The following is a 24,887-nucleotide window of genomic DNA, read 5'->3' on the forward strand; positions in this document are numbered from 1 at the left end:
TGCAAAAGTTTAGCAGTCATATTTTCAATATCGAATGCCAGGAAAGGATATATCGTTGAAATCCACCATTGCATCCATGGATCGTACCGATTTGCGAGTCTTGAAAGGCCTGGTGGCCAACGGTCGCGCGGCCGACGTGGCGCTTGGCGAAGAGGTCAACCTGTCGAGCACGGCTGTCGCCCGCCGGCGCAAGATTCTCGAGGAAGCTGGAATCATCTCCGGCTACGCTGCCATTATTGACCAGAAAAAGCTCGGCTATTCAATCACTGCTTTGGTGCTGATCCAGCTTAGCTCGCAAGAAGAAAGCTCGCTGGTGGAATTCGAGGCTGCCGTGCTCGATTGCCCGTCAATGTCGTTCTGCTCGTTTATCTCGGGCGAGAACGACTTCATGATGCTTATCAATGTGCGCAGCTTCGAGGAGTACGATCACGTCTACAGGCGCGAGCTTTCCAAGCTGCCCTATGTATCGAAAATCCGCTCGTCATTCCTCATGCGCGAGGTCGCGCACAGGCGCATCGCGCCGGTAATTCTCGAATCAGACGACAGGCGTTGACGAATCACAATAATCTTTGCGGGGTTGAAATTGAAATCCGTCGGAATATCGAATTTTTCTGACGGATTCCCCCGAACGGAAACCGAAATCGAGCAAACTTTGCGGCATCCGGTCGCCCGAATTGAACTATAAATTCCCCAGGGCGCAAGGCTCGGCAAGTTTCGATCAGGGACGAGACACCGCAGCCGCAGAACGACCCATCTAATCGTTTGGGGAGGATCGACACACACCTAACAATGGGGGTTCGATCCATGAGTAATCCGCTTTCCGCCACCACCCGTGCCGCTGGCGCGGCCCGCGTCAGCCTGCTTGCCTCAGTTGCCAGCGTCGCCGGCCTGGCCTTGATACCGAGCACAGCCCATGCCCAGGCTTCCGACGACGACAGCCGCATCGTGGTCACCGGCAGCCGCGTCGTCCGCGACGGCTCGGATGCGCCGACACCGCTCTCGGTCATTTCCGGGGAGGAAATCGACGCCGAAGCCCCCGCCAATATTGCCGACTTCGTCAACACGCTGCCTTCGGTCAACGGCAGCCAGACCGCCGTTTCGAACTCAGGCAGTCTGTCCAACGGCAAATCGGGCATCTCGGCGCTGAACCTGCGCTCGCTCGGCCAGTCGCGCACGCTGGTGCTGCTTGACGGCCAGCGCTCGGTCGGCTCGACCTCGGATGGCCTCGTCGACATCAACACCTTCCCGCAGGCGCTGATCGAGCGCGTGGAAGTGGTGACCGGCGGTGCCTCGTCGGTCTACGGTTCGGACGCCGTGGCCGGTGTGGTCAACTTCATCCTCGACAAGGACTTCACCGGCATCGAGGCGAGCTACGAATATGGTGTCACAACCCATTCGGACGTGCCCAACCACCTCGCCCAGCTTACGCTCGGCACCGAATTCGCCGACGGTCGCGGCCACCTGATAGTGAGCGGCGAGTATTTCAACCAGACCGGCAAGGATTTCATCGACCGCGACTGGAACCAGTCGCACTACTTCATGATCAACAACCCGGACTATGTGCCCGGCAACGGCCTGCCTTCACGCATCGTCCAGGCGGGTATCGGATCCTCGAACCTCACACCGGGCGGCCTCATCACCGGCTGTCGGGCTGGCGACGACGCTGCCTCATGCCCGTTCGATGGCACCTATTTCGGAACCATCGACAACACGACCGGCCTTGCCTCGATCAACGACCTGAACTTCGGCAAGGTTTCGGGCCAGTGGATGATCGGCGGTGACTACGATTATTCCAGCCAGGGCCACGTCGGTTCGAACTCGCTCGCCAACGACGAGGACCGGATTGGCCTGTTCGGACGCCTCAGCTACGAAATCACCCCGAGCTTCGAAGTGTTCGCTCAGGCGAGCTACAACAAGTTCGAAGGCAAGAGCTTCTATCAGCAGACGCCCTCGGTGAACGTCGATATCGCGATCGACAACGCCTACCTGCCGCCCGAACTGGTGGCCCAGATTGCCGATTACAATGCGACCGCAGCCGAACCGATCACCGCCATCCGCATGGGCACCTCGAATGCCGGCATTCCGCCTGCAGGTGGCAACAACACCCGCGAGGTATCGCGTTATGTGGTCGGCGCGAACGGCTTCTTCGGCCTCGCCGGGCTTGAGGTCGACTGGGACACCTATTTCCAGCACGGCGAAGCCAAGACCGACGAAATGCTGATCAACACCTGGCAAAACTCGCGGCTCGACGCGATGCAGGATGCGGTGTTCTCGGGCGGTACGATCCAGTGCCGGGTCAACACCGATAGCGACCCGTCAAACGATCTGCCGGGCTGCGTGCCGATCAACCGGATCGGCGTGGGCGGCGTAACGCAGGAAGCGCGCGACTTCCTGTTCGAGGTCTATCCCTCGCGCCAGCAGGAGATCAAACAGGACGTGGTGGCGCTGAACTTCGCCATCGCTGACCTGTTCAGCACCTGGGAAGGACCGATCAGCATCGCCTTCGGCGGCGAATACCGCGAGGATTCGGTCGATGGCTATATCGACCCGGTCAACCTCAACCGCTTCCTCTACGGTAACTACCGGGTCACCACCGGCAAGGTGAACGTGAAGGAAGGCTATGTCGAAGCGCTCGTTCCGCTCGGCTTCGGGGCCGAGTTCAACGGCGCGGTGCGCGTCACCGACTATTCGACCTCGGGTACGGTGACGACGTGGAAGGCAGGCCTCTCATGGCAGCCGATCGACGATCTGCGCTTCCGCGGCACGCTTTCGCGCGACATCCGTGCGCCCAACCTGCTCGAACTGTTCGACGCGGGCACCGCGCGCACCAACGCGGTCAACATTCCGCTGCCCGGCGGTGGGGTGCGAGCCGAAGAGTTCGTCGAACGCACGCTCGGAAACCCGGATCTGGAGCCAGAAAAGGCCGATACGCTGGGCCTAGGCGTGGTCTTCACGCCGATGTTCCTGCCCGGCTTCACCGCCTCGGTCGACTACTTCGATATCGACATCCAGGGGGCCATCTCGACGATCACTGCGCAGCAGACCGTCGACAAGTGCTTCGACGGTAGCGAGCCGGAACTGTGCGACTACATCATCTACGCCGCTGGCTCGGACACTGATGTCGAGTTCATCAACCGTTACAACATCAACTTCGCCAGCCAGAAGGCGCGCGGGTTCGACTTCGAGGCAAGCTATCGCGCGCCGATCGGCAATGGCGCGCTGACCCTGCGCGGGCTGGCGACCTACACCATCGAAAACGTGTCCGACTCTGGCTTCGAGGTGGACGATATCGCAGGCGTGAACGCGGGCGGCGGCATCCCCACCCTCGTCTACCGCGTGTCGGCTGGCTATGCCTTCGATAGCGGCTTCTCGGCAGTGTTCGTGGGTCGGGGTTTCGGCGATGGCGTCTATGACAACGACTGGATCGAATGCACCACCGGCTGCCCGACGAGCGACAACCTGAACCGCACGATCAACACCAACTCGATCAAGGGCACCTTCTACCTCGACAGCAACTTCTCCTACGACTTCGAGGTCGGTGGGGTCGAGGCGACGGCGCTGTTTGCGGTGAAGAACCTGTTCGATCGCGCTCCGGTGCTTATCGGCAACGGGCCGTTCGGGAACAACACCGAGGCCTACCCGCAGACGAACCGCTCGCTTTACGACACGTTGGGCCGAACCTTCCGCCTCGGCCTGAACATCAAGTACTAAGACCGAGCCGAGGGGCCGACGCCGAGGTGTCGGCCCCCGTTTCGTATTCCAGCCTGAAAACGACCCGCCTCACGCGGGCGAACCCGTCCCTCAATCCAAGCGCAAGGAAACACCAGAGATGATGTCTGTACGCTCCACCTTCCTCGCCGCAGCGGCCACCCTGTCGCTCGCGCTTGGCAGCCCTGCCGCTGCCGAGATCCCCGACAACCTGCGCGACGAGGCTGTGGCCGGCGTCGATGCGCGCGCCAAGCTGGTTCAGGAGATCGTCGACAGCATCTTCAGCTTCTCCGAGCCGGGCTTCCAGGAGTTCAAGACCCAGGAATACCTGACCGGCATTCTCGAAGACAACGGCTTCACCATCGAACTTGGCTCGGCCGGTATTCCCAGCGCCTTCACGGCGACCTGGACCAACGGCACCGGAGGCCCCAAGATCGCGCTTGGCTCCGACGTCGACGGGCTATTGGGCCTCAGCCAGGTTCCCGGCATCACCGAATTGCGCCCACAACTCGAAGAGGGACCGGGTCATGGCGAAGGCCATAACTCAGGGATGGCGGTGATGGTCGCCGCCGCGCTTTCCGTGAAAGATATCATGGAGCGCGAAAACATTTCCGGCTCGCTCATGCTTTGGCCCGGCATCGCCGAAGAGCTGCTCGCAACCAAGGCCTTCTTCGTGCGCGAAGGTATGTTCGACGGCGTTGACGCGACCATCTTCACCCACGTCGGCAATGGTTTCGGCACCAGCTACGGCGCGGGCGGTGGCAACGGCATGGTCTCGGTCGAATATACCTTCCACGGATCGTCCTCGCACGGCGCGGGTGCGCCCTGGGCCGGGCGCAGCGCGCTTGACGGCGTGGAGCTGATGAACACCGCCTGGAACATGCGCCGCGAACACCTCTATCCCACCCAGCGCTCGCACTATGTAATCACCAACGGCGGCGGCCAGCCGAACATCGTGCCCGACGTCGCCTCGGTCTGGTACTATTTCCGCGAGCGCGAGTTCGATTCCATCCGCAACCTTTACGAGACCGGCAACCGCATCGCCGAAGCCGCCGCCATGGCCACCGACACCACGGTGACACGCCGCCTGCTCGGCTATGCCGCCCCGCAGCACGGCAACAAGCCGATGGCCGAACTGGCGCAGCAATATATCGAATATGTCGGGATGCCCGAGTGGACCGAAGACGATCAGACCTTCACCCGCATGGTGCAGGAAGGGCTGGAGCGTCCGGTCGAGCCGCTCAAGACCGAGATCGAGCCACTGCGCGGTCCGCCCGAATTCTCGCTCGGCGGCGGCTCGGACGATATCGGCGACATCATGTGGGCGGTGCCGACCATCACCATCCGTTTCCCCTCGAACATCCCGAGCATGATCGGCCACCACCAGACCGCCGCCGTCGCCATGGCCACGCCAATCGCCCACAAGGGCGCCGTGGCAGGCGCCAAGGCGGTTGCGCTGACCACGCTCGACCTGATCATGAACCCTGACGAACTGGCCGAAGCCAAGCAGTATCAGGAAGAGGTGCAATTCGCCGAGGGCAGCTACGACCCGGTCCTGACCGACGAGGACATGCCTGGCATTCATCTCAACAAGGAACTGATGGACCGCCTCCGCCCCGAGCAGCAGCAGTTCTACTACGACCCGAGCCAGTACGACACCTATCTCGACCAGCTCGGTGTTCCCTATCCGCCCACGGGCGGCTGAGCCCAACCGGCTTCCTCGCGGCGGGCGGCCTTTTGCTTCGTGCGGAAGGCCGCCCGTTGCCGCTTTCACCGACCTCAAACGCGCAATCGGGAAAACTTGGCGTGTCGATTACTTACCGGACCACGCGCTTGTGCTGGCTGCGGTGCGCGAGCGTGCTGGCGCTCTCGCTACCCGCGCCTGCCTTCGCCGAAGATACTGTGGAAGCTACGCAGGACCAGCCCGAGGAAGATTACCCCATAGCCGCCGCACCGACCGCGGACGAAGAGGAAACGACGCAAACGGTGGCCGAAAACGCCATTGCGCAAAGCAACGATGCCTTCGGTCGACAGGTCGGCAGCGAGCGGACCGGCCTCTATTCCTCGCGCGAGGTTCGCGGATTCAACCCGGTCGATGCGGGCAATGTTCGGCTGGAAGCGCTTTACTACGATCAAGTGAACGGCCTTTCCCCCCGCATCAATTCGTCAAGCACGATCCGGGTCGGCATCGCCACGCTCGGCTATGCCTTCCCCGCGCCCACGGGCCTCGTCGATTATGGTCTGCGCAAGGCCGCCTTCGACCGCTCGCTAACGGTTGATGTGAGCAGGCGCGAGCGTGGCCATGAAGGCTTCGGCTATGACCTTCGCCTCGGCGGCATCGCGCCGGGGGTAGGCCTGTTCTCGGGCGGCTACTACCGCGCCAGCCAGAGCGACGATTCGAGCCGTGCCCACCGCGCCAATGCCGGCTTCGTGCTGTCCTACGATCCGAAGGCGGAAACCGAAGTGCTCACCTTCGCCTCTGTCGGCGGAGTGCGCGACGATGAGGCTCGCTCGATGATCTTCATGGCGGGCGATGCGCTTCCGCCCGAGATCGAACGCTTTCGCTTCCTCGGGCAAGGCTGGGCAGACAATGAAAGCAACACGCTTGATGGCGGGCTGATCGTGCGCGCGCCGCTCAGTCCCGACTTGCGGCTGGAAAGTGGGGCCTTCTTTTCCGGCAAGCGCGATCTCAGCCGTTTTTCCGACCTGATGACGGGCGTCACCGCCGATGGCGCTATCGCCGAACGCGCGATTATTGCCTCGCCGAGCAGCTTCGACCGTTCCCTTTCGGGCGAACTGCGACTGGTGCAGAAGTTTGCGCTTCTCGGCCATGCCCAGCAGCTCTCGGCCAGCCTGCGCGGGCGCGACCGCTTGCGAACCTTCGGCGGTTCGCAGAGGATCTCTCTCGGCGCGGGCTCGCTGTTCGTCCACGATCAGCGCCCGGAGCCGCAATTCGCCTTTGGCGATACCAACCGCGACAAGGTCCGCCAGTTCTTCACCGGCATCGCCTGGTCGGGCGCACTGACCCGGTTCCTGCGCTTCGACCTCGGCGCCAGCGCAATCGACTACACCAAGACCGTCGACTATGCCGCTGCCGACACGCCCGACGTCGCGACCGGGGCCAAGCCGATTGCCTGGAACGGATCGCTGGCGCTCGCCCTCACCAAGCGGCTGACGCTGTTCGGCGCGCTCGCCCGCGGGATGGAGGAGGCAGATGTCGCCCCCGACCTCGCGGTTAACCGGGCCGAGGCGCCCGCTGCCATCAACACCCGGCAGGAAGAGCTGGTGGTCCGTTACGATCCCGATGATGCGGTGACGCTGCTGCTCGGCGCATTCCGCATCTCGAAACCTTACTACAATCTCGACACCGCGCTGCGTTATCGCCTGCTGGGCACGGTGGTGAACGAGGGGCTGGAATTTTCCGCCATCGCCCGCCCCGTTTCAGGCATGACGCTGCTGGGCGGCGCGGTCCTGTCCGAGCCTGCGCTCAGCGGCGAAGCAGTCGACGAGGGGCTGATCGGCACCCGCCCCGTTGGCCAGCCCAAGGTACGCATGACCGGCAATTTCGACTGGCGCCTCGATCAGGGCACCTCGCCGTTCTCATTCGATTTCACGCTCGATCACAAGGGTTCGCGACCGGTCAACGCTTTGGGTACTCTGATGGTCGGCGCGGAAACGACGCTCGATCTGGGCATGCGCTACCGCTTCAACCTCGGCGACGCCGACATGGTGCTGCGTGTGCGGGGCGAAAACGTGCTCAATGCCTACGGCTGGAACGTCAGCTCGAGCGGCGCGCTGACCTATATCTCGGCGCGGACTGTGCAATTCCAGCTTTACGCCGAGTTTTAGGGCGGGCTGCGTTCGTACCGAGGAGGGCACGAAGCCGCAGGCTGAGCGCCCGTCTCGAGGGACCGGTGCGGATGGTTCGAGACGGATGCTCGGCCTACGGCCTCGTCTCCTCCTCACCACAAACGGAGCGGGTGTATCTCCGAATGGCCCCCGAGCTATTCCTCGACCGCACCATATTCCAACGCAAAGGTCGGGTCGCATTCGTAAGGGTAGATGTGCTCGCCCTCGCGCTTTTCCCATTCGATCCACCGCGCGCCGTTGTTCTCGATCGAAGCCGGGTCGGAAAACCATTGTGTCGCCATCAGCGTGGAGCCGTCCTCACTCAGGCGATAGCGTTCCACCATTGTGATATCATCGGAATGGTCGAGCCCGTTGTTGGTGATCGTGCTGGCGGCGATATGATCGGTCTCGATCACCAGCTCATCGCCTTCCCAATGCCCCACCGAAAAGCCCATCTTCGAAGGCGGCTGGCCTTCGGGCGCAGAGCGTCCGTCCATGAAGATCAGCCGGGTCTGATCGAAGTACTCGTATTTGAATACAATCAGTTCAGGGGTCTGATGCACCTCGAACGGGAACGGCCCCTGAATGGCATAAACGATGCTGGGCGGCAGGCACACGCGGTCGAGCGTCATGTCGTCCTCGCTGCGCCAGGTTTCAGCATGCGCCATGGCCTCGGGCGTGAGGATCAGACCGCCGAATTCTCCGCGTGGGAACTCTGCCGCTCCGGTGTCATCGATCATCACCGTGTTGGGCGGCAGGGCTTCCACCATATCGGCAGCCGGTTCGCCCGGTGTCCAAGACAGGCCCCAGAAGCCCTCCAAGTCCGGCACGTTCTGCGCCATGGCAGGGCCAGCCACGGCCAGCGCCAGCGGCGCGATTGCGAGCCAGCGCTTAGTCATCGTTCGTTCCAAACCGGCCGCCAACGAGATTGCCCTCGGCATCGCGCACTTCGCCCATACGGATGTAGCGGCTCCCATCGCGCGCACGCCAGCCCTTGATCGTGATCACCTGCCCCGGACGTACGCTGCCCCGCGTCCATCCGCGGCGCTGCAGAACCGAAGGCGCATTGGTTTCCGCGCGCCAGCGCTGAACCTCGCCGTCCGGCCCGCGCACTTCGAAAGCGAGCGTGCCGTGGGGATTGGTGAAGCGGAACATGGTGACGGTTCCACGCAGGGTGACTTCCTGCTTGTCGTCAAAGAACACCGCGAACGAATGGTGCGCGCTCGCAAGCGAAGCAGTCAGCGCCGTAGCCAAGGCCACGGATGCCAGGATCAGTTTGCTCATCAAAATACCTCTCTCGTATAACAATTATTGAACAATTGACGTTGTCGCGCAAGGGGTCGGCGAACTAAGTTGCCAGAATGCGACAGCTCCAGACCCGTTTCACCGTTCCAACCCACGGCAAAGGCCTCACCGAAATCACCCGCGAGGTGGCCGGTTGGCTCGAACAGGCTGATATCGAGACCGGCCTTCTCACCCTTTTCTGCCGGCATACGTCTGCCAGCTTGCTCATCAACGAGAACGCTGCGAGTGCCGTGCCCCGAGACACCTTGCGATGGCTTGAACGGATTGCGCCCGAAGGCCCGCACTACGAGCACGACGACGAGGGACCTGACGACATGCCCGCACACCTGCGCTCGGTGCTCACCGGGGCATCGCTTTCGGTGCCGGTTGGCGACGGACGTATGTTGTTGGGGACCTGGCAGGGGATTTTCCTTGCCGAACACCGCGCCCGCCCCCACAGGCGCGAAATCGTGGTGCATGTCATCGGCGAGTAGGAACTTCGCGCGAGACTGACCGTAAGCCATGCAGTGCCCCTGCCCCTCTTTCGCGAAAGCCTCACCAGCAAATGCCGCTGTCTGTTTCTGCCCATTTCGGCTTTACCCTCTACCAACCGACCGACGTGCTGCTCCAGTTCGAGGCGGCCTCCCTACCCGAACAGCAGCTGCTGACCTCGGACACCTGGATACCCAAGGCGATGCACACCGCGCGGGTGCCCGCGCAGGACAATATCGGCGACCGCTTCTGGATTCACGCCGAGGGAGAATGCCGGGTAGATTACACGGCCAAGGTCGATGTCATGCGCCAGATCGGCGAGCTGGACCTGATGGGCCGGGTGCCGCCACGGCTGCTGCCAGGCGAAGCGGTGAAGTATCTGTTCGATTCGCGCTATTGCCAGGCCTCCAGCTTGTTCGACCTGGTTGGCAGCGAGTTTGCCGGACTTGAAGGCGGCGCCAAGGTCGCCGCAATGCGTGACTGGGTCTCGGAGAATATCGCCTATGTCCCCGGTTCGTCGAACGCCGCTACCACTGCGCTCGACACCATCGACGCCAAGGCCGGCATCTGTCGCGACTTTGCCCATGTGCTGGTCTCGCTCGCGCGGGCGGCGGCGATCCCGGCGCGCTATGTCAGCTGCTTTTCCCCCGGCGTCACTCCGCCGGACTTCCATGCCATCGCCGAGGTCTTTCTCGCCGATCCCGAGACCCCGCAAGGCGGGACCTGGCAGCTGGTCGACGCCACCGGCATGGCCGAACCGGCCCAGACGGCGAAGATCGGCGTCGGTCGCGATGCGGCGGATGTCAGCTTCATGACCGTGTTCGGCGCCTCGCAATTCGATTTCAGCGAGGTGGCGGTGGAAGAAATCTCGGGCTAGACCTTGCCCGCAATGGTGCGATGCAGCACTATTGCTATATGCCCGTGGATCAACACTGGGCGCATTCTCAACAGGGGACTTATGACCGCACGGGCCGATACGCTTGTTCTTTTTGGCGCCACTGGCGACCTTTCCCAGCGGATGCTCCTGCCAAGCCTGGCTGCGCTCCACGCCGATGGCCTGCTGCCCGACGACCTGAATATCGTCGGCACGGCGCGCTCGGAAATGAGCGACATCGAGTTTCGCAACTTCGCCCGCGCCGCGCTGGAAAAACACCTTCCGGCCGATCGGCGCGGCCCGCTGGCCGACTTCCTCAATTGCCTGCATTACCAGACACTCGACGTCACCACGCCCGAGCATTACGCCGATCTTGCCAAGAAGGTCGGCAAGGATCGGCAAGTGGCGATCTTCCTCTCGACCGCGCCGAGCCTCTTCAAACCCACGATCGAGGGGCTCGAAGCTCACGGCCTTGCGGGCGAGAACACGCGGATATGCCTCGAAAAACCGCTCGGCACCGATCTTGCCTCCTCGCGCGAGATCAACGACGCGGTCGCCTCGGCCTTCAGCGAGGATCGGATTTTCCGGATCGACCACTATCTCGGCAAGGAAACGGTGCAGAACCTGATCGCGCTGCGCTTTGCCAATATGCTGTTCGAACCGCTGTGGAACGCGCGCCTGATCGAGCATGTGCAGATCACCGTTGCCGAAACGGTCGGCCTCGAAAGCCGGGTCGATTTCTATGACGACGCGGGCGCGCTGAGGGACATGGTGCAGAACCACATGCTCCAGTTGCTCGCGCTGTTCGCGATGGAGCCGCCGACCCACTTCGACGCCAGCGCCGTGCGCGACGAGAAGGTGAAGGTGCTGCGCGCGCTGCGCAAGATCAGTCCGGGCGAAAGCGTGACAGGGCAGTATCGCGGCGGCGCCAGCGTGGGCGAGATCGTGCCTGGTTACGACGAGGAGCTGGGCCGCGACAGCGACACCGAGACCTTCGTCGCGCTGAAAGCCCATATCGACAACTGGCGCTGGCACGGCACTCCGTTCTACCTGCGCACCGGCAAGCGCATGCAGCGCCGCGTGACCGAGATCGTGGTGCAGTTTCGCGAGATCCCGCACTCGATATTCCCCGGTGCGAAGGTGAAGCCCAACCACATGGTGATCGGCATTCAGCCGGAAGAGAACATCACGCTCTCGGTCATGGCCAAGGTTCCCGGTATCGAGCAGGAGGGCATTGCCCTGCGCGAGGTGCCGCTCAACATCGCCATGCCCGATGCCTTCTCGGGCAAGGAAAAGCGCATCGCCTACGAGCGGCTGCTGCTCGATCTGGTGAAGGGCGACCAGACGCTGTTCGTGCGCCGCGACGAGGTCGAAGCGCAGTGGAGCTGGATCGATTCCATCCGCGAGACCTGGGGCGAGGAAGACCTCAAGCCCAAGACCTACAGCGCCGGAAGCTGGGGGCCGTCTGCCGCCATCGCCCTGATCGAACGTGACGGGGCGAGCTGGCATGAATAGGTGCAGCGCCCCTCGCCCTCCCCTCTGTGCCCCCGTGCCTCAGTGAGCGTTTAATGACCCATCCCACCATCACCGCCGTCACCCAGCGCATTATCGAGCGCTCCAAGCCCACCCGCGAGGCCTATCTGGCGCTGATCGAGCGCGAAGGCGGCAAGGCGCAGGACCGCACCATGGTATCCTGCTCCAACCTCGCCCACGCCTTCGCCGGGGCCGAACAGGATCAGGAAGCGCTGAAAACCAACGCCGGCCCCAACATCGCCGTGGTCAGCGCCTATAACGACATGCTCAGCGCCCACGCGCCCTATTATCGCTATCCCGAGCGGCTGAAGGTCTATGCCCGCGAGGCTGGCGCCACCGCGCAGGTCGCGGGCGGCACCCCGGCCATGTGCGACGGCGTGACGCAAGGCGAAGCGGGCATGGAACTGTCGCTGTTCAGCCGCGATGCCATCGCCCAAGCCACCGGTATCGCGCTCAGCCACGCGATGTACGACGGCGTGCTGCTGCTCGGCATCTGCGACAAGATCGTGCCCGGCCTGCTGATGGGCGCGTTGCGCTTCGGGCACCTGCCCGCGCTGTTCGTCCCCTCCGGCCCGATGCCCAGCGGCGTCTCCAACAAGGAGAAGCAGCGCGTTCGCCAGCTCTATGCCGAGGGCAAGGCGACCCGCGCCGAGCTGCTCGACAGCGAACTGGGCTCCTACCACAGCCCCGGCACCTGCACCTTTTTCGGCACGGCCAACTCCAACCAGATGATGATGGAGATGATGGGCCTGCACGTGCCCGGCGCGGCCTTCGTGCGTCCCGGCAGCAAGCTGCGCCAGCAACTTGACCGCGCGGCGGTGCACCGGGTGAGCGAACTGGCCAAGGCCAAGGCCCGACCGCTCGGCCACTGTGTTGACGAGAAGGCGGTGGTCAACGCGGCGATCGGCCTGCTCGCCACCGGCGGCTCGACCAACCATGCGATCCATATCCCCGCCTTCGCCCGTGCGGCAGGCGTGATCATCGACTGGAGCGACCTTGCCGAACTGTCGAGCGTGGTCCCGCTGGTGGCGCGGGTCTATCCGAATGGCTCGGGCGACGTGAACCATTTCCACGAGGCGGGCGGCATGGGCTACGTGATCCGTGAGTTGCTGAGCGCTGGACTCGCCCACGCCGATGTGCTCGCCTCGGGTGCCGACGATATGGCTACCTATGGCGAAGAGCCATGGCTCGACGACGAGACGCTCGCCTGGCGCGACCCCGGCCCTTCAGGTGACACCGAGATGCTGCGCCCGGCCACCGAGCCTTTCGCCCCCGACGGCGGGATGCGGCTGGTGGCAGGCAATCTGGGCCGTGCCTGCTTCAAGTCGAGCGCGGTCGATCCTTCGCGCTACACCATCGAGGCCCCGTGCCGAGTGTTCGAAACGCAATCCGCCGTGGCCGAGGCGTTCAAGGCAGGCGAGCTGGATCGCGACGTAGTGGTGGTGGTCCGCTTCCAGGGCCCGCGCGCGAATGGCATGCCCGAGCTGCACAAGCTGACCCCGCCCTTGGGCGTGTTGCAGGATCGCGGCTACAAGGTTGCCCTCGTCACCGACGGGCGCATGTCGGGTGCCTCGGGCAAGGTGCCGAGCGCAATCCACTGCTCGCCCGAGGCATTGGGCGGCGGTCCGCTGAGCCTGCTGCGCGATGGCGATGTGGTAAAGGTCTGCGCGGTGACGGGTGAACTGTCGACCAGCGCCGATCTCTCCACCCGCACCCCTGCCCCTGACCCCGAACCGGAAGACGGCACCGGGCGCGAGCTGTTCGCAATGTATCGCGTGATGGCCGACGAGGCCGAAAAGGGAGCCTCGCCCATGATGGCAGCGGCAGGCCTGTAATGGATCTCGTTGCAGTCGACATCGGCGGAACCCATGCTCGTTTCGCCCTTGCCAGCGGCGCTGGCAGCAGCATCGCGCTCGAAGAACCGGTGACGCTCCACACCGAGGATCACGCCAGCTTCCAGACCGCCTGGGAAGAGTTCCGCAGCCGCATGGGCGGGACGCTGCCGCGCAACGTGGCCATCGCCATTGCCGGGCCTGTGCAAGGCGAGGTGATCCGCTTCACCAACAACCCGTGGATCATCCGCCCCGCGCTGGTGCGCGAGAAGCTGGGGGTCGACGACTACGTGCTGGTGAACGATTTCGAGGCCGTAGCCCATGCCGTGGCTCACGCGCCCGAGGATCAGTTCCTCCATCTCGCCGGTCCCGAAGGCCCCCTGCCCGCCAGCGGCACCCTCAGCGTGCTCGGACCGGGCACCGGCCTTGGTGTCGCCCACCTCTATCGCGACGGCGCGGGCCGCACCCATGTGCAGGCCACCGAGGGCGGCCACGCCGACTTCGCCCCGCTCGACACTATTGAGGATGCGCTTCTCGCGCGGCTGAGGAAGCGCCACCGGCGCGTCTCGGTCGAGCGGGTGGTATCCGGCCCCGGCATCGTCGACATCTACGCAACGCTCGCCGCAATGGAGGGCCGCGCGCTCACAGAGCAGGACGATGTCACGATCTGGACCGCTGGCATGGAGCGGACGGACAGCCTCGCCGAAGCCGCCATCGACCGGTTCTGCCTCTCGCTCGGCGCAGTCGCGGGCGATACGGCGCTGGTTCAGGGCGCCAGCGGCGTGGTGATCGCGGGCGGCCTCGGCTATCGCCTGCGCGACCACTTGCCGCGCTCTGGCTTTTCCGAAAGGTTCCGCGCCAAGGGCCGCTTCGAAAGCCTGATGGCGAACCTGCCCGTCAAACTCATCACCCATCCCCAACCCGGCCTGTTCGGCGCTGCTGCCGCCTTCCTCCAGCGCCACGGAGACCTTTCATGAATCAAATCGAAAAAATCATGCGCATGGCCCCGGTAATCCCGGTGCTGGTGATCGACGATGTCCATCAGGCCCGCCCCATCGCCGAAGCGCTGGTGGCCGGCGGCCTCAAGGTGCTCGAAGTGACGCTGCGCACTCCCGATGCGCTGGAGGCGATCAAGCGTATGAACCTCGTGCCCGATGCGATTGTCGGCGCCGGAACGGTGACGAACAGCGAGCAACTCGATGCCGCGCTGGCGGCAGGAGCCGAGTTCATCGTTTCGCCCGGGCTTACCGAGCCCCTTGGCCAGGCGGTGAAGCGCAGCGGTGTGCCGTACCTGCCCGGCATTGCCACACCGGGCGAGTTGATGAAGGGGCTGGACCTTGGCTTCACCCACTTCAAGTTCTTCCCCGCCGAGGCCAATGGCGGGATTCCGGCGCTGAAGGCGCTCACCGCCGTATTCGGGCACTGCAAGTTCTGCCCCACCGGCGGCGTGTCGGCCAAGACCGCGTCCGACTGGCTCGCCATCGAGCAGGTGCTGTGCGTCGGCGGTAGCTGGGTCGCCCCGAAATGGGCCAGCCCCGCCGAGATCGAAACGCTTGCCAAGCAGGCAGCGGACCTGGCCGGATGAAGGAGCCGCTCACCTCCGTCGCCGCTCTCAAGGATCGCCTGCAAGAGCTGCATGAGCGCACCGTCGAGACGCCGTTGTTCAACCCGGTGTTCCAGCTCTCGCTCGACCTTTCGCGCCAGCTTGAGGCGGGCGAACTCAGCTTGTCGCAATGCGAGGGGATGATCGCCGAGCTGGAGGTCGCCGCGCTGCAAAATCGCTGCGAGCGGATGACCAGCTATGTCGCCCCGGTTGCGCAGGACGAGAACACCGCCGCGCTGCAAGCCAGCTTCGACAGCCCCACCTTTGCCGCCTTCAAGGACCGGTGGGAACGCCCGCAGCTCCACGCGGTGTTCACCGCCCACCCGACCTTCCTTCTGCCCCCGAAACAGACCGCAGCGCTGGCCGATTGCGCCTCTGGTGCGGGCACAATTGATGCAACCTGCGTTGGCGAGGAGCGCCCGCAGGTCACGCTGGCTTACGAGCACAGTCGCGCCATGTTTGCGATCGCCAATGCTCAGGATGCGCGCGACAAGGTGGTCGCCACGCTGCTTGGCCATGCCGCTACGCAATGGCCCGGCGACTGGCACGATGTCGCCCCGCTCCCGTTCCGTTTCGCCACCTGGGTCGGTTATGACATGGACGGCCGGACCGATATCACCTGGTCGAACTCGATCGGGTTCCGCCTTGCCGAAAAAGCCGAGCGGCTGGCGCGCTATGTCGCACAGCTTGAGAAGATCGATTCCGGCCACCCGCAGTTGTCCGAACTGGTCCCGGCCCGCGACTATGCCGCCGAGCGGGCGCAGGACTTTGCCGCCGACCTGTCCGATCCCGCCGCGCTGTCGGTCGCGGCCAACCGGCTGACCGCCTCCGATCCGCGCAAGCTGCTGTCGCTCAAAGGCGTGATCGACCAGCTCGAAGCCGAAGCGCGCGAGGCCGATCAGGACCGCGCTATCGCCCTGAAAACCCTCACCGCAGCCATGCGGGCCGACGGGCTCGGGATGGGCTGGATCCACTTCCGCGTGAACGCCAAGCAGCTGCACAACGCGATCCGCCGCCGGATCGACCCGGAAGGCAAGATCGACCTCGCCAGCAAGGGCGCGGTGGTGCACCTGCGCAAGGCAATTTCCGAAGTAACACCGCTGCGCTCCAACTTTGGCGCGCTGGCAATCGAAGCCAGCACCGCCACCCGCCAGTTCCTCGCGATGGCGCAGATCCTCGCCCATATCGACGCCGACGCGCCGATCCGCATGCTGATCGCCGAATGCGAAGAGCCAGCCACAGTGCTCGCGGCGGTCTACTTCGCCAAGCTGTTCGGGATCGCCGACAAGGTCGATTGCTCGCCCCTGTTCGAAACCGAAAGTGCGCTCGAACACGGCGGCCGGTTCCTCGACGAACTGCTCGCCGAGCCCGAATATCAGGCCTATGTCCGCAAGCGCGGGCGCATCGCGATTCAGGCAGGCTTTTCCGATGCGGGGCGCTTTGTCGGCCAGCTTCCCGCCAGCCTCGCGATCGAGCGTCTGCAAGGCCGCCTCGCCGAAGCGATGGACGCCAACGGCCTCACCGATGTCAGCGCGCTGATCTTCAACACCCACGGCGAAAGCATGGGCCGCGGCGCGCATCCCACCAAGATGGCCGACCGGCTCGACTGGGCGCTCTCGCCCTGGGCCAAGCGCCGCTTCGTGCGCGCCGGAATCGCGCTCGAGCCCGAGGTCAGCTTCCAGGGCGGCGACGGCTACCTGTGGTTCGACACGCCCGAGCTGGCGCTGGCCATGCTCACCCGCATCGCGGTGCTGCGCCCCAACGACACCGATCCCGACGCGCCGACCGACGAGTTCTATCGCCGCACCGACCTCAGCCTCGATTTCTACCGCGCGATCAAGGAGCATCAGCGCCACCACCTCGAAAGCCGGACTTACAGCCGCGCGATCACCGCTTTCGGGCTGGGCCTGCTCAACTCAACCGGCAGCCGCGTCAGCCGCCGGCAGAGCGACCTAAACGCCGACCGCGACATGAGCCTCAGGCAAATCCGCGCGATCCCGCACAATTCGATCCTCCAGCAGCTCGGCTATCCGGTGAATGTGATCGCTGGCGTGGGCGAAGCGGCTGAGGGCAACTACGAAGAAATCGCCGCCTTGCTGCGCGAAAGCCCGCGCGGGCGCGAGCTCATCAGGCTGGTGCGCGCGGCCAATGGCCTTGCCAGCGTGAAGACGGTCGCCGCGTTCGGCGAGCTGTTCAACTCGGCCTACTGGGCGAGCCGCCCCTATCGCGGCACCGAGACCCACCTCACCGATGCCTGCGAGGCACTGAGCGAATACCTGGTGAAGGACGACCGCGCGGGCGTGTTCCGGCGGCTGGCCAGCCGTCTGCGCGTCGATGCGATGAAGCTGCACCGGCTGCTGGCGCTACTCCCCGAGGAAGCCCCCGACCCGGCCCGCGAGGAAAAGCGCCGGATGATCGGCGCGGCGCAGGCCCTGCGGCTCGCGCTGCTGCAACACATGTTTCTGCGCGCAGTCAGCGTGCCCGTGTTCAGCCGCGCCAACGACGTCAGCCGCGACGACGTGCTGGAAATGGTTTTCACCCTGCGCGTGGACGAGGCGCTGGCGCAGCTCAGGCGCGCCTATCCGGTGAGCTTCCCGCAGATCGACCAGTTCGACCTCACCGAGCCCACCGACTGGCCCGAGAACGCCGACCACGGCTATGAAGCGATCCACCGCAACTTTATCGAGCCTATCGACGAGGCCTATGCGCTATCGCGGCGGATCACCACGGTGATCGCGAATGTATTCGGAGCGCATGGGTAGCGGTCGCCCCTGGAGTGGGATGACATAGCATCGGTTCGCGAAGCCCTTCCCCTATGGGGAAGGGTTGGGGATGGGGGTTCTACGCCAGCGTCGAGCCCCTGGCCCCTCCCCGCGGGGAGGGGAGCAAGGTCGATCAAGGTACTGTCATCCCGCCCTAACCTCGGCGGCACTGGAAATCTTTACCTCTCTGCACCATTATCGCGCGCATGGACGCGAGCGTAAAATGGATCGGCGGGGTTAGCCTCGTCCTGGTGGCGGCAATCGCACTGGTGCTGGTGACTGGGCGTTCGCTCGAACCGCAAGACGCGATGGATGGCTGGCTTGAACGCGAAGACGTGCTTGCCGATAGCCCCGAGGCGACTGTCTCAGCGCAGCTTGGTGCCGACAACGCCTCTGCCGTGGCGGACCCGACCGCCGACTACGACGGGTTCGATCCGGTCGATCCGCAGGCCAAGGCCGAGGCCGAACGCGCGCTGGCCGCTGCGCCGGATTACGATCCGAACGACCCCTTCGTGATAAAGCGCGTTCTCCCGATCAATGGGCCGATCCGCTACGGCGAATGGCACTGGGACGACGCGGGCGTGCCAGACGGTGCGCTGCGCATCACGGTCGATCTCGAAGCGCGGGTCATCAGCGTGTTCCGCGCAGGCTACGAGATCGGCGCTGCGGCAGCGATGCTCGGCACACCTGCCCATCCCACGCCCACCGGCGTGTTCCCGATCCTGACCAAGGAACGGCACAATGTCTCGGAGAAATACGGCAATGCGCCCATGCCCTGGACCCTGCGGCTGACCTGGGACGGGATCGCGATCCACGGCGGCAGCGAAGTCGAGCGCGGCTATGCCAGCCATGGCTGTATCGGCGTGCCCGACCAGTTCGTGTCGAAGCTCTACGATATTGCCAAGGTAGGTGACGTGGTGATCATCACCGACGGCGTGCGCACCGGTGTGGGTGGTTCGCTGAAGACGGGCTGAGAGTTTGGGGTGAGCCTGCAAAAAGGTGGCCCATTCTGCATTTACACCCACATCCGCTCACTCTGAGCTTGTCGAAGGGTTGCCCTTGCCTTTGGTCACATACATTGGGCCGAAGTAAGAACAGTCCTTCGACAAGCCCGGGACGAGCGGATCGGAGTGACATGAGGTGATGCAAGCTCAGGGTGAGCCGATGTTGGGAGGGGCAAGCTAGGTTCGCCGCGCCGGCTCCGGCCCCAGCACCCATTCGCCGCGCTTTACCCGCGCCAGCACGCCCGCGACATTGCCGCCCTCGCCCGCTTCGAGCTTCATCAGCAGCCGCGCCACGTCGCCCCCACGCGGCCTTCCGCCCAGCTTATCTAGCACGCGCGCCAGCAGCCGCCGATTCATCTCGCGCGCGGGCACCGGGGTGAGCACATAGGTCTCCCCCTCCGAGCGCACCGCCTGCGGCCACAGCAGATCGGCATACGCCTCGACTGCCTCGTAGGCCTCCGCAACAATGCTGGCCGAGCGGGCAATCGCGAGCGGATCAAGCCAGTCGCACCCCTCAAGGTTCTGCCGTATGGCCACCCGGTCGAAACGGGGATCCTTGTTCGATGGATCGTGCACAACTGCCTCGTCCGCCACCACCTGCGCCAGTTCGGCGCGGCGGAAGTGCAGCACGGGGCGGATGATCCGGCAGTCGAAGTTTGGCGGGAAGTTGACTTCGCGCACCCCGGCCAGCCCGGCCACTCCGCTGCCCCGGTTCAAGCGCATCAGGAAGGTTTCGGCCTGATCGTCAGCGTGATGCGCCGTGGCTATGGCCGCCAGCCCGGTGCCATCGGCCCAGCCGCACAAGGCACCATAACGCACCTCGCGCGCCTCGGCCTGAACATTGCCCTCACCCACCGATACGGAAAGCACCGCGCATTCGATGCCGCGCGCCTCGCAGGCCGCCTGCACCAGCGCGCATTCGTCCGCTGCCTCGGGTCGCAACCCGTGATCGACCGTGGCCACGGCGAAACGGCCGGGGATCGCGGCATGAGCGAGCAGCAGCATGGCCATGGAATCGGGACCGCCCGAAACGGCCAGCCCGATCCTGCGATCGTCCGGATTGAGTCGCGCCAATGCCTCGCGAAACCGCGCGACCAGTTCGGGCGGCGGACCTTCGCTCATCGGCTCAGTTGCAGGTGACGCGGCCTTTCAGCCCGTCGTACATCGACTGCAGACGCCCCGTCGCCAGCGCCGGATAGGTATCGCCGAATTCGGCAAGCGCGATGCAGGCACGGCGGGTGTCTTCAAGCTCGATCATGCTCTCGGCCAGATAGAGCAGGCTGTCGGCCGCACGCGCGCCCTGCTTGTCGGACTGGTAGTTCTCGAAGAAGTGTGTCGCCGCGCTGCGCGGATCGCCCGCATCGAGGTAGGCGCGGCCAAGCAGATTGCGGCCGTAAGAAATCAGGCGGTGGCTGGGATAACGCTCAATGAAGAGCGCCAACTGCTGCTGCGCCTCGGGGTAATACTGCGCGTCCCACAGGCGGAAGCCGTAGGTATATTCGTCCTCGCCCATGTCGCCGGTGGCGGGCTTGGCGATGGACTGCACGCCTGCCAGCCGCTCGGCACTGGGGCCAGTCTCGGCCGAGCCGGGGACCGCGATCACGCCGCTCGGCTGGCTGGACGAAGGCGCTGGTGCAGGGGTCGTCGCAGGTGTCGTTGCCGGCTGGGTCGCGGGCGTGGTGGCCGGCCCCGTCGCGGGGGTTTGCAACGGAGCCGGGTTCGGCGTTGCAGCCGCAGTGCGCGCGGCTTCCATCGCGGCTACGCGCTGGGTGAGTGCGCTCAACGCGTTCTCGTTGACTTCGGTCGACGCGGTCAGCCGGGCGAGCTGGCTTTCGATCGCGGAAATGCGCGACAGCACATCGGTCATCGCGCTGCTCGAAATGCCGGGCGTCGGCGTGTTCGCATTGTTGGCTTGCGGCGTGATCTCGGGCTCGAAGAAGCGTTCGTCGCCGCCGGGGAACACCGTCCGCTGGAGCGCGCGCAGCTGTGCCTCGATCCGCTCAAGCCGCGCATCGACTTGCGCGGCTGCCGGAGTGCTCACAACCATGGCCAGCGCCACCGCGCTGCTTACCATCAGGCCGCGGCGTGCCCGTGCAATCTGCTGGATCATCGTGCTTGCTTATCCTCCTGCCTCGATGTCGCCCCCGCTGGATCAGAGATGCCAGCATTAACCAAAATAGGCGATTAACCGGGGCAGGAAATAGGCCAAGAGCGCTAATCCCCCGTCAATCGCCACTACTTAAGATTGTCCCCGGCCCTAGCGCAAAGCAGCGGGGCTGCCCGGATCCGCCTGCGGCAGCTGCCCGCGCGCGAGCAACGCGGCTGCGCTGAACGGCTCGTCGATAAAGGTGCGCATTTCCTGCGCAAGCTTCGGCACCGCCTTGCCGCCGATCGTGATCGCCAACAGATCGGGCCGCGCAGTGGATATCTGCGGGTTCTCGGCATCGGCGGGCACGGTGTAGCTCTCACCCTCGGATAGGATCGCTTCCTTGAGCACGCGCCCATCGCCATCGGTGATACGGACCCAGGCTTCGCCCTCGGCGGTGATGGCAACCGCCTCGCCGGTATCAGGCACCTGCGCCTCCGCCTGCTCGGCCTCGGCCGCAGCCGCGTTCTGAGCTACGGCCTCGGCCCGTTCCTGCTCCACCAGCGAGGGCAGATCGGCAGCCGGAGCAAACAGCTGACGCGCAAAGGCGAACAGACCCGCCAGCAACAAGGCCACAGCAAAGATCGAGAACCACAGCAGCTTGCGCCCCGGCGCACGGATCGGATCGCCAGGTTCGAAGGTGGCGTCATAATCCGTGTGATCGATGCGCTCCTCGCCCATTTCGGCGCGCACCTGATCGGCCACGTCCTCGGGATCGAGGCCGACTTCCTTGGCATAGGTCTTGGCGAAACCGATGGCATAGATACGCCCCGGCAACAGATCGAACTCGCCATTATCGAGATGCTCGATATGGCGCACCGAAATGCGCGTGGTCGCCGCCATGTCGTCCACCGACTTGCCCTGCGCCTCGCGCGCGGCGCGCAATTGTGCACCGACGCCAGCGGGCGGCGTCTGCTGGACGACCTCGGAAGTCTCTTCGTCTTCTGTCATTACCCTACCTGCGACCATTGGGCTTCGAATACCCCGGCGGCCCGGACCAACCTATGTCCCAAAAGAAAGACAAGCGTGCGGCAAGTCAAGGGACGCACCAAGCAAAATCAGGGCATTTCTGCCGCTTTTTACTCGAACTCGATCCCCTGCGTCTCGGCCCAGTCGCGCATGGCGCCGCGCAGATCGGCAGGGGGATGCGCCAGCCATTCGTCCATCTGGGCCGACAACACCGTTGTGTCGATACCACTGATCAGTTCCTTGAGCGGCCCCACCGCCGCCGGAGTGATCGAAAGGCGCCGCAAGCCGATCCCTATCAGCGCCAGCGCCTCGAGCCGACGCCCGCCCATCTCGCCGCAAACCCCGACATCGACCGGCCACGGCTCGCAAGTCTTCACCACGCGAGCCAGGAACCGCAGGATCGCCGGGCTCAGCCAATCATACCGTTCGGCCAGCGCCGGGTTCGAACGGTCGGCGGCGAACAGGAACTGCGTGAGGTCGTTGGTACCGATCGAGATGAAGGCGATCCGGTCCTTCAGCAGGTCGAGCACCTCGGCCAGCGACGGCACCTCGAGCATGACCCCATAGTTGATCTTGCTCGGCAGCTGGTGCTTGCGCATCCGCAGATAGGCCACCTGATGCTCGAACACCTTGCGCGCATCGTCGAATTCCCACGGTTCGGATACCATCGGAAACATCACGTTCAGCTCGCGCCCAGCAGCCCCTTCGAGCAGCGCGCGCGCCTGCGCCTTGAGCAGCCCGTCACGCTCGAGCGAGAGGCGCAGCGCGCGCCAGCCCATCGCCGGGTTCTCGTCTTCCTCGCCGGTTTTGTTGACGAGATAGGGCAGGCTCTTGTCGCCGCCGATATCGACGGTGCGGAAGATCACCTTCTTGCCCTTGGCTGCGTCCAGCACCTCGCGGTAAAGCCGGGCCTGCCGCTCGCGCGCAGGCAAGGCGGCGGAGACGAGGAACTGGAACTCGGTGCGATAGAGGCCGATCCCGTCCGCCCCGGTCATGCCCAGCATCGCCACATCGTCGCGCAGCCCGGCGTTCATCATCACCTCGATCCGCACGCCGTCCTTGGTGCGCGGCTCCACATCGCGCAGCTTGGCATAGCCTGCCCGCCGCTCGCGGCTGCGGGTGAGACGTTCCTCGAAGGCATCGGACACGGCCTGCGTCGGGCGCAGCGTGACCTGCCCGGTGTCACCATCGACGAGAATCTCGTCACCCTCGCGCACCAGCCCGCGCAGGTTCCTGAGGCGGCCGACCACGGGAATGCCCATCGCGCGTGCCACGATCACCACATGCGCGGTGAGCGAGCCTTCCTCCAGCACCACCCCGCGCAGGCGGCGCTTGTCATATTCGAGCAGCTCGGCCGGGCCTAGGTTCTTGGCGATGAGGATGGAATCGCCAGTAAGGCCGCTGGTCGCCGCCGTGCCGACCTTGCCCGATACGATCCGCAGCAAGCGGTTCGAGAGGTCTTCCAGATCGTGCATCCGATCGGCCAGCAGCGGGTCCTGAATCTGGCGCATCCGCATCCGGGTGCGCTGCTGCACGCGCTCGATCGCGGCCTCGGCGGTGAGGCCGGAATCGATCGCCTCGTTGATGCGGCGGCTCCAGCCCTCGTCGTAGGCGAACATCTTGTAGGTTTCGAGCACCTGCTCGTGCTCGCCATCGACACCGAACTCGGCCTGGGTCGACATCTGCTCGATCTGGTCGCGCATCCGGTCGAAGGCCTGATAGACCCGGTCGCGCTCGGCCTCGATATCCTCGGCCACGGTCTGTTCGATATGGACGCGCGGCTGGTGGAACACCGCCTTGCCGCGCGTGAGCCCCTTCACCAGCATCAGCCCGTTGATCTGCGCCTGCCCGGTCTGGGCATTGCTCGCCCCGTTCAGCTCCTCGCCATCGACGAGGCCGGCGTGATTGATCAGTTCGGCCAGCACCATGGCGACGGTCTGCAGCGCCTCGATCTCCACCTCTTCGTAGAGCCGGGGTTCGACATGCTGCACGGTAAGCACGCCAATCGCCCGCTCGCGCCGCACGATCGGTACGCCCGCGAACGAGTGGAACCGTTCCTCGCCGGTTTCGGAGCGATACTGGAATTCGGGGTGGGTGGCGGCCTCTTCGAGGTTCAGCGTCTCGATATTCTGGGCGATGGTGCCGGTCAGCCCCTCGCCCACACCGAGCCGGGTGACATGGACGGCCGCCTGATTCAGCCCTCGCGTGGCGAACAGTTCGAGCATGCCCTCGCGCAGCAGGTAGACCGAGCAGACCTCGCTATCGAGCGTCTCGCCGATAACCTCCACAACGTTGTTCAGCTTGGCCTGCGCGTGGGTGCGCGCCGCCATCACCTCGTGCAGCCGGGTAAGAATCGTGCGAGCGGCAGAGGCGGCGGACAAAGGCATGTCCTGCAAGCCTATAGCACGAAATAGAAAATGCAAATCGGCGCGCGGCCGTTCCGGTAATGAAAATTACGCAGGAACTGGGCCGCGCGCCGCTTGCGGGCTGTTAATGCAGCGCGATTTCTTCCTTAAGCTTGAGCTTGGCTTTCTTGATGTCCTGAACGCGCGACGCATCGGGCGACGGACGGTTCATTTCTTCCTTTAGGCGACGGTCAAGGCCTTCATGCTTTTGTTGAAGCGCGCTGACATGTGAAGATTGCATAGGGCTGTTCTCCTTTCGCCATGGCCGGAGAAATCCGGCCGAGTTGGACCGCGCGGAAAACCCGCCTCGATGGTCCGACTCGGCTGGGCCGGTACATGCGAGGCGAGCCACGCAATTGTCATCAAATCACAATAGTCCTAAACGAACAATTACGCGTTGCGGCGAAGCGTTAGAACGCAAGGATA

At 64.6% G+C, this 24,887-nt stretch carries 19 protein-coding genes; 12 read left to right on the forward strand and 7 right to left on the reverse strand.

Annotated features, from left to right (window positions below):
- Positions 1-55 precede the first annotated feature (55 nt).
- From ABDJ38_RS15780 to ABDJ38_RS15795, 4 genes are all read left to right on the forward strand, one after another.
- On the forward strand, positions 56-553 hold the full coding sequence (locus ABDJ38_RS15780; RefSeq protein ID WP_346786097.1) for an Lrp/AsnC family transcriptional regulator: 498 nt from the start codon (positions 56-58) through the stop codon (positions 551-553).
- Between the two features lie 251 nt (positions 554-804).
- Complete coding sequence (locus ABDJ38_RS15785; RefSeq protein WP_346786098.1) at positions 805-3,711, forward strand: TonB-dependent receptor plug domain-containing protein; 2,907 nt, start codon at positions 805-807, stop codon at positions 3,709-3,711.
- Between the two features lie 118 nt (positions 3,712-3,829).
- A complete protein-coding gene (locus tag ABDJ38_RS15790) occupies positions 3,830-5,413 on the forward strand; it encodes an amidohydrolase (RefSeq protein WP_346786099.1) in 1,584 nt (527 codons plus the stop codon).
- A 101-nt stretch (positions 5,414-5,514) separates the two neighbouring features.
- Positions 5,515-7,557: a TonB-dependent receptor domain-containing protein gene (locus ABDJ38_RS15795; protein WP_346786100.1), complete on the forward strand. Its 2,043-nt coding sequence runs from the start codon at positions 5,515-5,517 to the stop codon at positions 7,555-7,557.
- A 155-nt stretch (positions 7,558-7,712) separates the two neighbouring features.
- Here ABDJ38_RS15795 and ABDJ38_RS15800 read toward each other — a convergent pair whose 3' ends face one another.
- Both ABDJ38_RS15800 and ABDJ38_RS15805 read right to left on the reverse strand, forming a co-directional pair.
- Positions 7,713-8,456: a hypothetical protein gene (locus tag ABDJ38_RS15800; RefSeq protein ID WP_346786101.1), complete on the reverse strand. Its 744-nt coding sequence runs from the start codon at positions 8,454-8,456 to the stop codon at positions 7,713-7,715.
- A complete protein-coding gene (locus ABDJ38_RS15805) occupies positions 8,449-8,841 on the reverse strand; it encodes a DUF6152 family protein (protein WP_346786102.1) in 393 nt (130 codons plus the stop codon). Before ABDJ38_RS15805 ends, ABDJ38_RS15800 begins: the two co-directional genes overlap by 8 nt.
- A gap of 77 nt (positions 8,842-8,918) precedes the next feature.
- Between ABDJ38_RS15805 and ABDJ38_RS15810 the strand changes: the two genes are divergently transcribed.
- The 8 genes from ABDJ38_RS15810 to ABDJ38_RS15845 all read left to right on the forward strand — a co-directional run bounded on the left by ABDJ38_RS15810 (position 8,919) and on the right by ABDJ38_RS15845 (position 18,911).
- On the forward strand, positions 8,919-9,335 hold the full coding sequence (locus ABDJ38_RS15810) for a secondary thiamine-phosphate synthase enzyme YjbQ (protein WP_346786103.1): 417 nt from the start codon (positions 8,919-8,921) through the stop codon (positions 9,333-9,335).
- Positions 9,336-9,406: 71 nt separating this feature from the next.
- Complete coding sequence (locus tag ABDJ38_RS15815; protein ID WP_346786104.1) at positions 9,407-10,210, forward strand: transglutaminase-like domain-containing protein; 804 nt, start codon at positions 9,407-9,409, stop codon at positions 10,208-10,210.
- An 81-nt stretch (positions 10,211-10,291) separates the two neighbouring features.
- A complete protein-coding gene (zwf, locus tag ABDJ38_RS15820) occupies positions 10,292-11,722 on the forward strand; it encodes a glucose-6-phosphate dehydrogenase (protein ID WP_346786105.1) in 1,431 nt (476 codons plus the stop codon).
- Positions 11,723-11,775: 53 nt separating this feature from the next.
- Positions 11,776-13,575, forward strand: coding sequence for a phosphogluconate dehydratase (gene edd, locus ABDJ38_RS15825; protein WP_346786106.1), 1,800 nt, complete (start codon positions 11,776-11,778; stop codon positions 13,573-13,575).
- Positions 13,575-14,549 (forward strand): glucokinase, encoded by a 975-nt coding sequence (gene glk / locus ABDJ38_RS15830; RefSeq protein WP_346786107.1) that lies wholly within the window; start codon positions 13,575-13,577, stop codon positions 14,547-14,549. The genes edd and glk overlap by 1 nt, the downstream gene beginning before the upstream one ends.
- Positions 14,546-15,157, forward strand: coding sequence for a bifunctional 4-hydroxy-2-oxoglutarate aldolase/2-dehydro-3-deoxy-phosphogluconate aldolase (gene eda / locus ABDJ38_RS15835; RefSeq protein WP_346786108.1), 612 nt, complete (start codon positions 14,546-14,548; stop codon positions 15,155-15,157). Before glk ends, eda begins: the two co-directional genes overlap by 4 nt.
- The gene (locus ABDJ38_RS15840; protein ID WP_346786109.1) at positions 15,154-17,937 is read left to right on the forward strand and encodes a phosphoenolpyruvate carboxylase; all 2,784 of its coding nucleotides are present in this window, start codon (positions 15,154-15,156) and stop codon (positions 17,935-17,937) included. Before eda ends, ABDJ38_RS15840 begins: the two co-directional genes overlap by 4 nt.
- A gap of 206 nt (positions 17,938-18,143) precedes the next feature.
- Positions 18,144-18,911 (forward strand): L,D-transpeptidase family protein, encoded by a 768-nt coding sequence (locus ABDJ38_RS15845; protein ID WP_346786110.1) that lies wholly within the window; start codon positions 18,144-18,146, stop codon positions 18,909-18,911.
- A gap of 207 nt (positions 18,912-19,118) precedes the next feature.
- Here ABDJ38_RS15845 and tilS read toward each other — a convergent pair whose 3' ends face one another.
- The 5 genes from tilS to ABDJ38_RS15870 all read right to left on the reverse strand — a co-directional run bounded on the left by tilS (position 19,119) and on the right by ABDJ38_RS15870 (position 24,702).
- Positions 19,119-20,063: a tRNA lysidine(34) synthetase TilS gene (tilS, locus tag ABDJ38_RS15850; protein WP_346786111.1), complete on the reverse strand. Its 945-nt coding sequence runs from the start codon at positions 20,061-20,063 to the stop codon at positions 19,119-19,121.
- Between the two features lie 4 nt (positions 20,064-20,067).
- The gene (locus ABDJ38_RS15855) at positions 20,068-21,051 is read right to left on the reverse strand and encodes a tetratricopeptide repeat protein (protein WP_346786112.1); all 984 of its coding nucleotides are present in this window, start codon (positions 21,049-21,051) and stop codon (positions 20,068-20,070) included.
- Positions 21,052-21,198: 147 nt separating this feature from the next.
- Complete coding sequence (locus tag ABDJ38_RS15860; RefSeq protein WP_346786113.1) at positions 21,199-22,038, reverse strand: helix-turn-helix domain-containing protein; 840 nt, start codon at positions 22,036-22,038, stop codon at positions 21,199-21,201.
- A gap of 128 nt (positions 22,039-22,166) precedes the next feature.
- Entirely contained in the window at positions 22,167-24,443 is a 2,277-nt protein-coding gene (gene ptsP / locus ABDJ38_RS15865) for a phosphoenolpyruvate--protein phosphotransferase (protein WP_346786114.1), read from the reverse strand.
- Positions 24,444-24,546: 103 nt separating this feature from the next.
- Complete coding sequence (locus ABDJ38_RS15870) at positions 24,547-24,702, reverse strand: DUF465 domain-containing protein (RefSeq protein ID WP_346786115.1); 156 nt, start codon at positions 24,700-24,702, stop codon at positions 24,547-24,549.
- Positions 24,703-24,887 lie beyond the last annotated feature (185 nt).

Source organism: Aurantiacibacter flavus (assembly GCF_039710615.1).
In the GTDB taxonomy this organism is placed as follows: domain Bacteria; phylum Pseudomonadota; class Alphaproteobacteria; order Sphingomonadales; family Sphingomonadaceae; genus Alteraurantiacibacter; species Alteraurantiacibacter flavus.

Excerpts from the sequence above, each read along its gene's own strand:
- zwf (WP_346786105.1), top strand. The coding sequence starts at position 10,292 with ATGACCGCACGGGCCGATACGCTTGTTCTTTTTGGCGCCACTGGCGAC.
- ABDJ38_RS15860 (WP_346786113.1), bottom strand. The coding sequence starts at position 22,038 with ATGACAGAAGACGAAGAGACTTCCGAGGTCGTCCAGCAGACGCCGCCC.
- glk (WP_346786107.1), top strand. The coding sequence starts at position 13,575 with ATGGATCTCGTTGCAGTCGACATCGGCGGAACCCATGCTCGTTTCGCC.
- ABDJ38_RS15870 (WP_346786115.1), bottom strand. The coding sequence starts at position 24,702 with ATGCAATCTTCACATGTCAGCGCGCTTCAACAAAAGCATGAAGGCCTT.
- ABDJ38_RS15805 (WP_346786102.1), bottom strand. The coding sequence starts at position 8,841 with ATGAGCAAACTGATCCTGGCATCCGTGGCCTTGGCTACGGCGCTGACT.
- ABDJ38_RS15815 (WP_346786104.1), top strand. The coding sequence starts at position 9,407 with ATGCCGCTGTCTGTTTCTGCCCATTTCGGCTTTACCCTCTACCAACCG.
- ABDJ38_RS15800 (WP_346786101.1), bottom strand. The coding sequence starts at position 8,456 with ATGACTAAGCGCTGGCTCGCAATCGCGCCGCTGGCGCTGGCCGTGGCT.
- ABDJ38_RS15790 (WP_346786099.1), top strand. The coding sequence starts at position 3,830 with ATGATGTCTGTACGCTCCACCTTCCTCGCCGCAGCGGCCACCCTGTCG.
- ABDJ38_RS15810 (WP_346786103.1), top strand. The coding sequence starts at position 8,919 with ATGCGACAGCTCCAGACCCGTTTCACCGTTCCAACCCACGGCAAAGGC.
- ptsP (WP_346786114.1), bottom strand. The coding sequence starts at position 24,443 with ATGCCTTTGTCCGCCGCCTCTGCCGCTCGCACGATTCTTACCCGGCTG.
- edd (WP_346786106.1), top strand. The coding sequence starts at position 11,776 with ATGACCCATCCCACCATCACCGCCGTCACCCAGCGCATTATCGAGCGC.
- eda (WP_346786108.1), top strand. The coding sequence starts at position 14,546 with ATGAATCAAATCGAAAAAATCATGCGCATGGCCCCGGTAATCCCGGTG.
- ABDJ38_RS15785 (WP_346786098.1), top strand. The coding sequence starts at position 805 with ATGAGTAATCCGCTTTCCGCCACCACCCGTGCCGCTGGCGCGGCCCGC.
- tilS (WP_346786111.1), bottom strand. The coding sequence starts at position 20,063 with ATGAGCGAAGGTCCGCCGCCCGAACTGGTCGCGCGGTTTCGCGAGGCA.
- ABDJ38_RS15855 (WP_346786112.1), bottom strand. The coding sequence starts at position 21,051 with ATGATCCAGCAGATTGCACGGGCACGCCGCGGCCTGATGGTAAGCAGC.
- ABDJ38_RS15840 (WP_346786109.1), top strand. The coding sequence starts at position 15,154 with ATGAAGGAGCCGCTCACCTCCGTCGCCGCTCTCAAGGATCGCCTGCAA.
- ABDJ38_RS15845 (WP_346786110.1), top strand. The coding sequence starts at position 18,144 with ATGGACGCGAGCGTAAAATGGATCGGCGGGGTTAGCCTCGTCCTGGTG.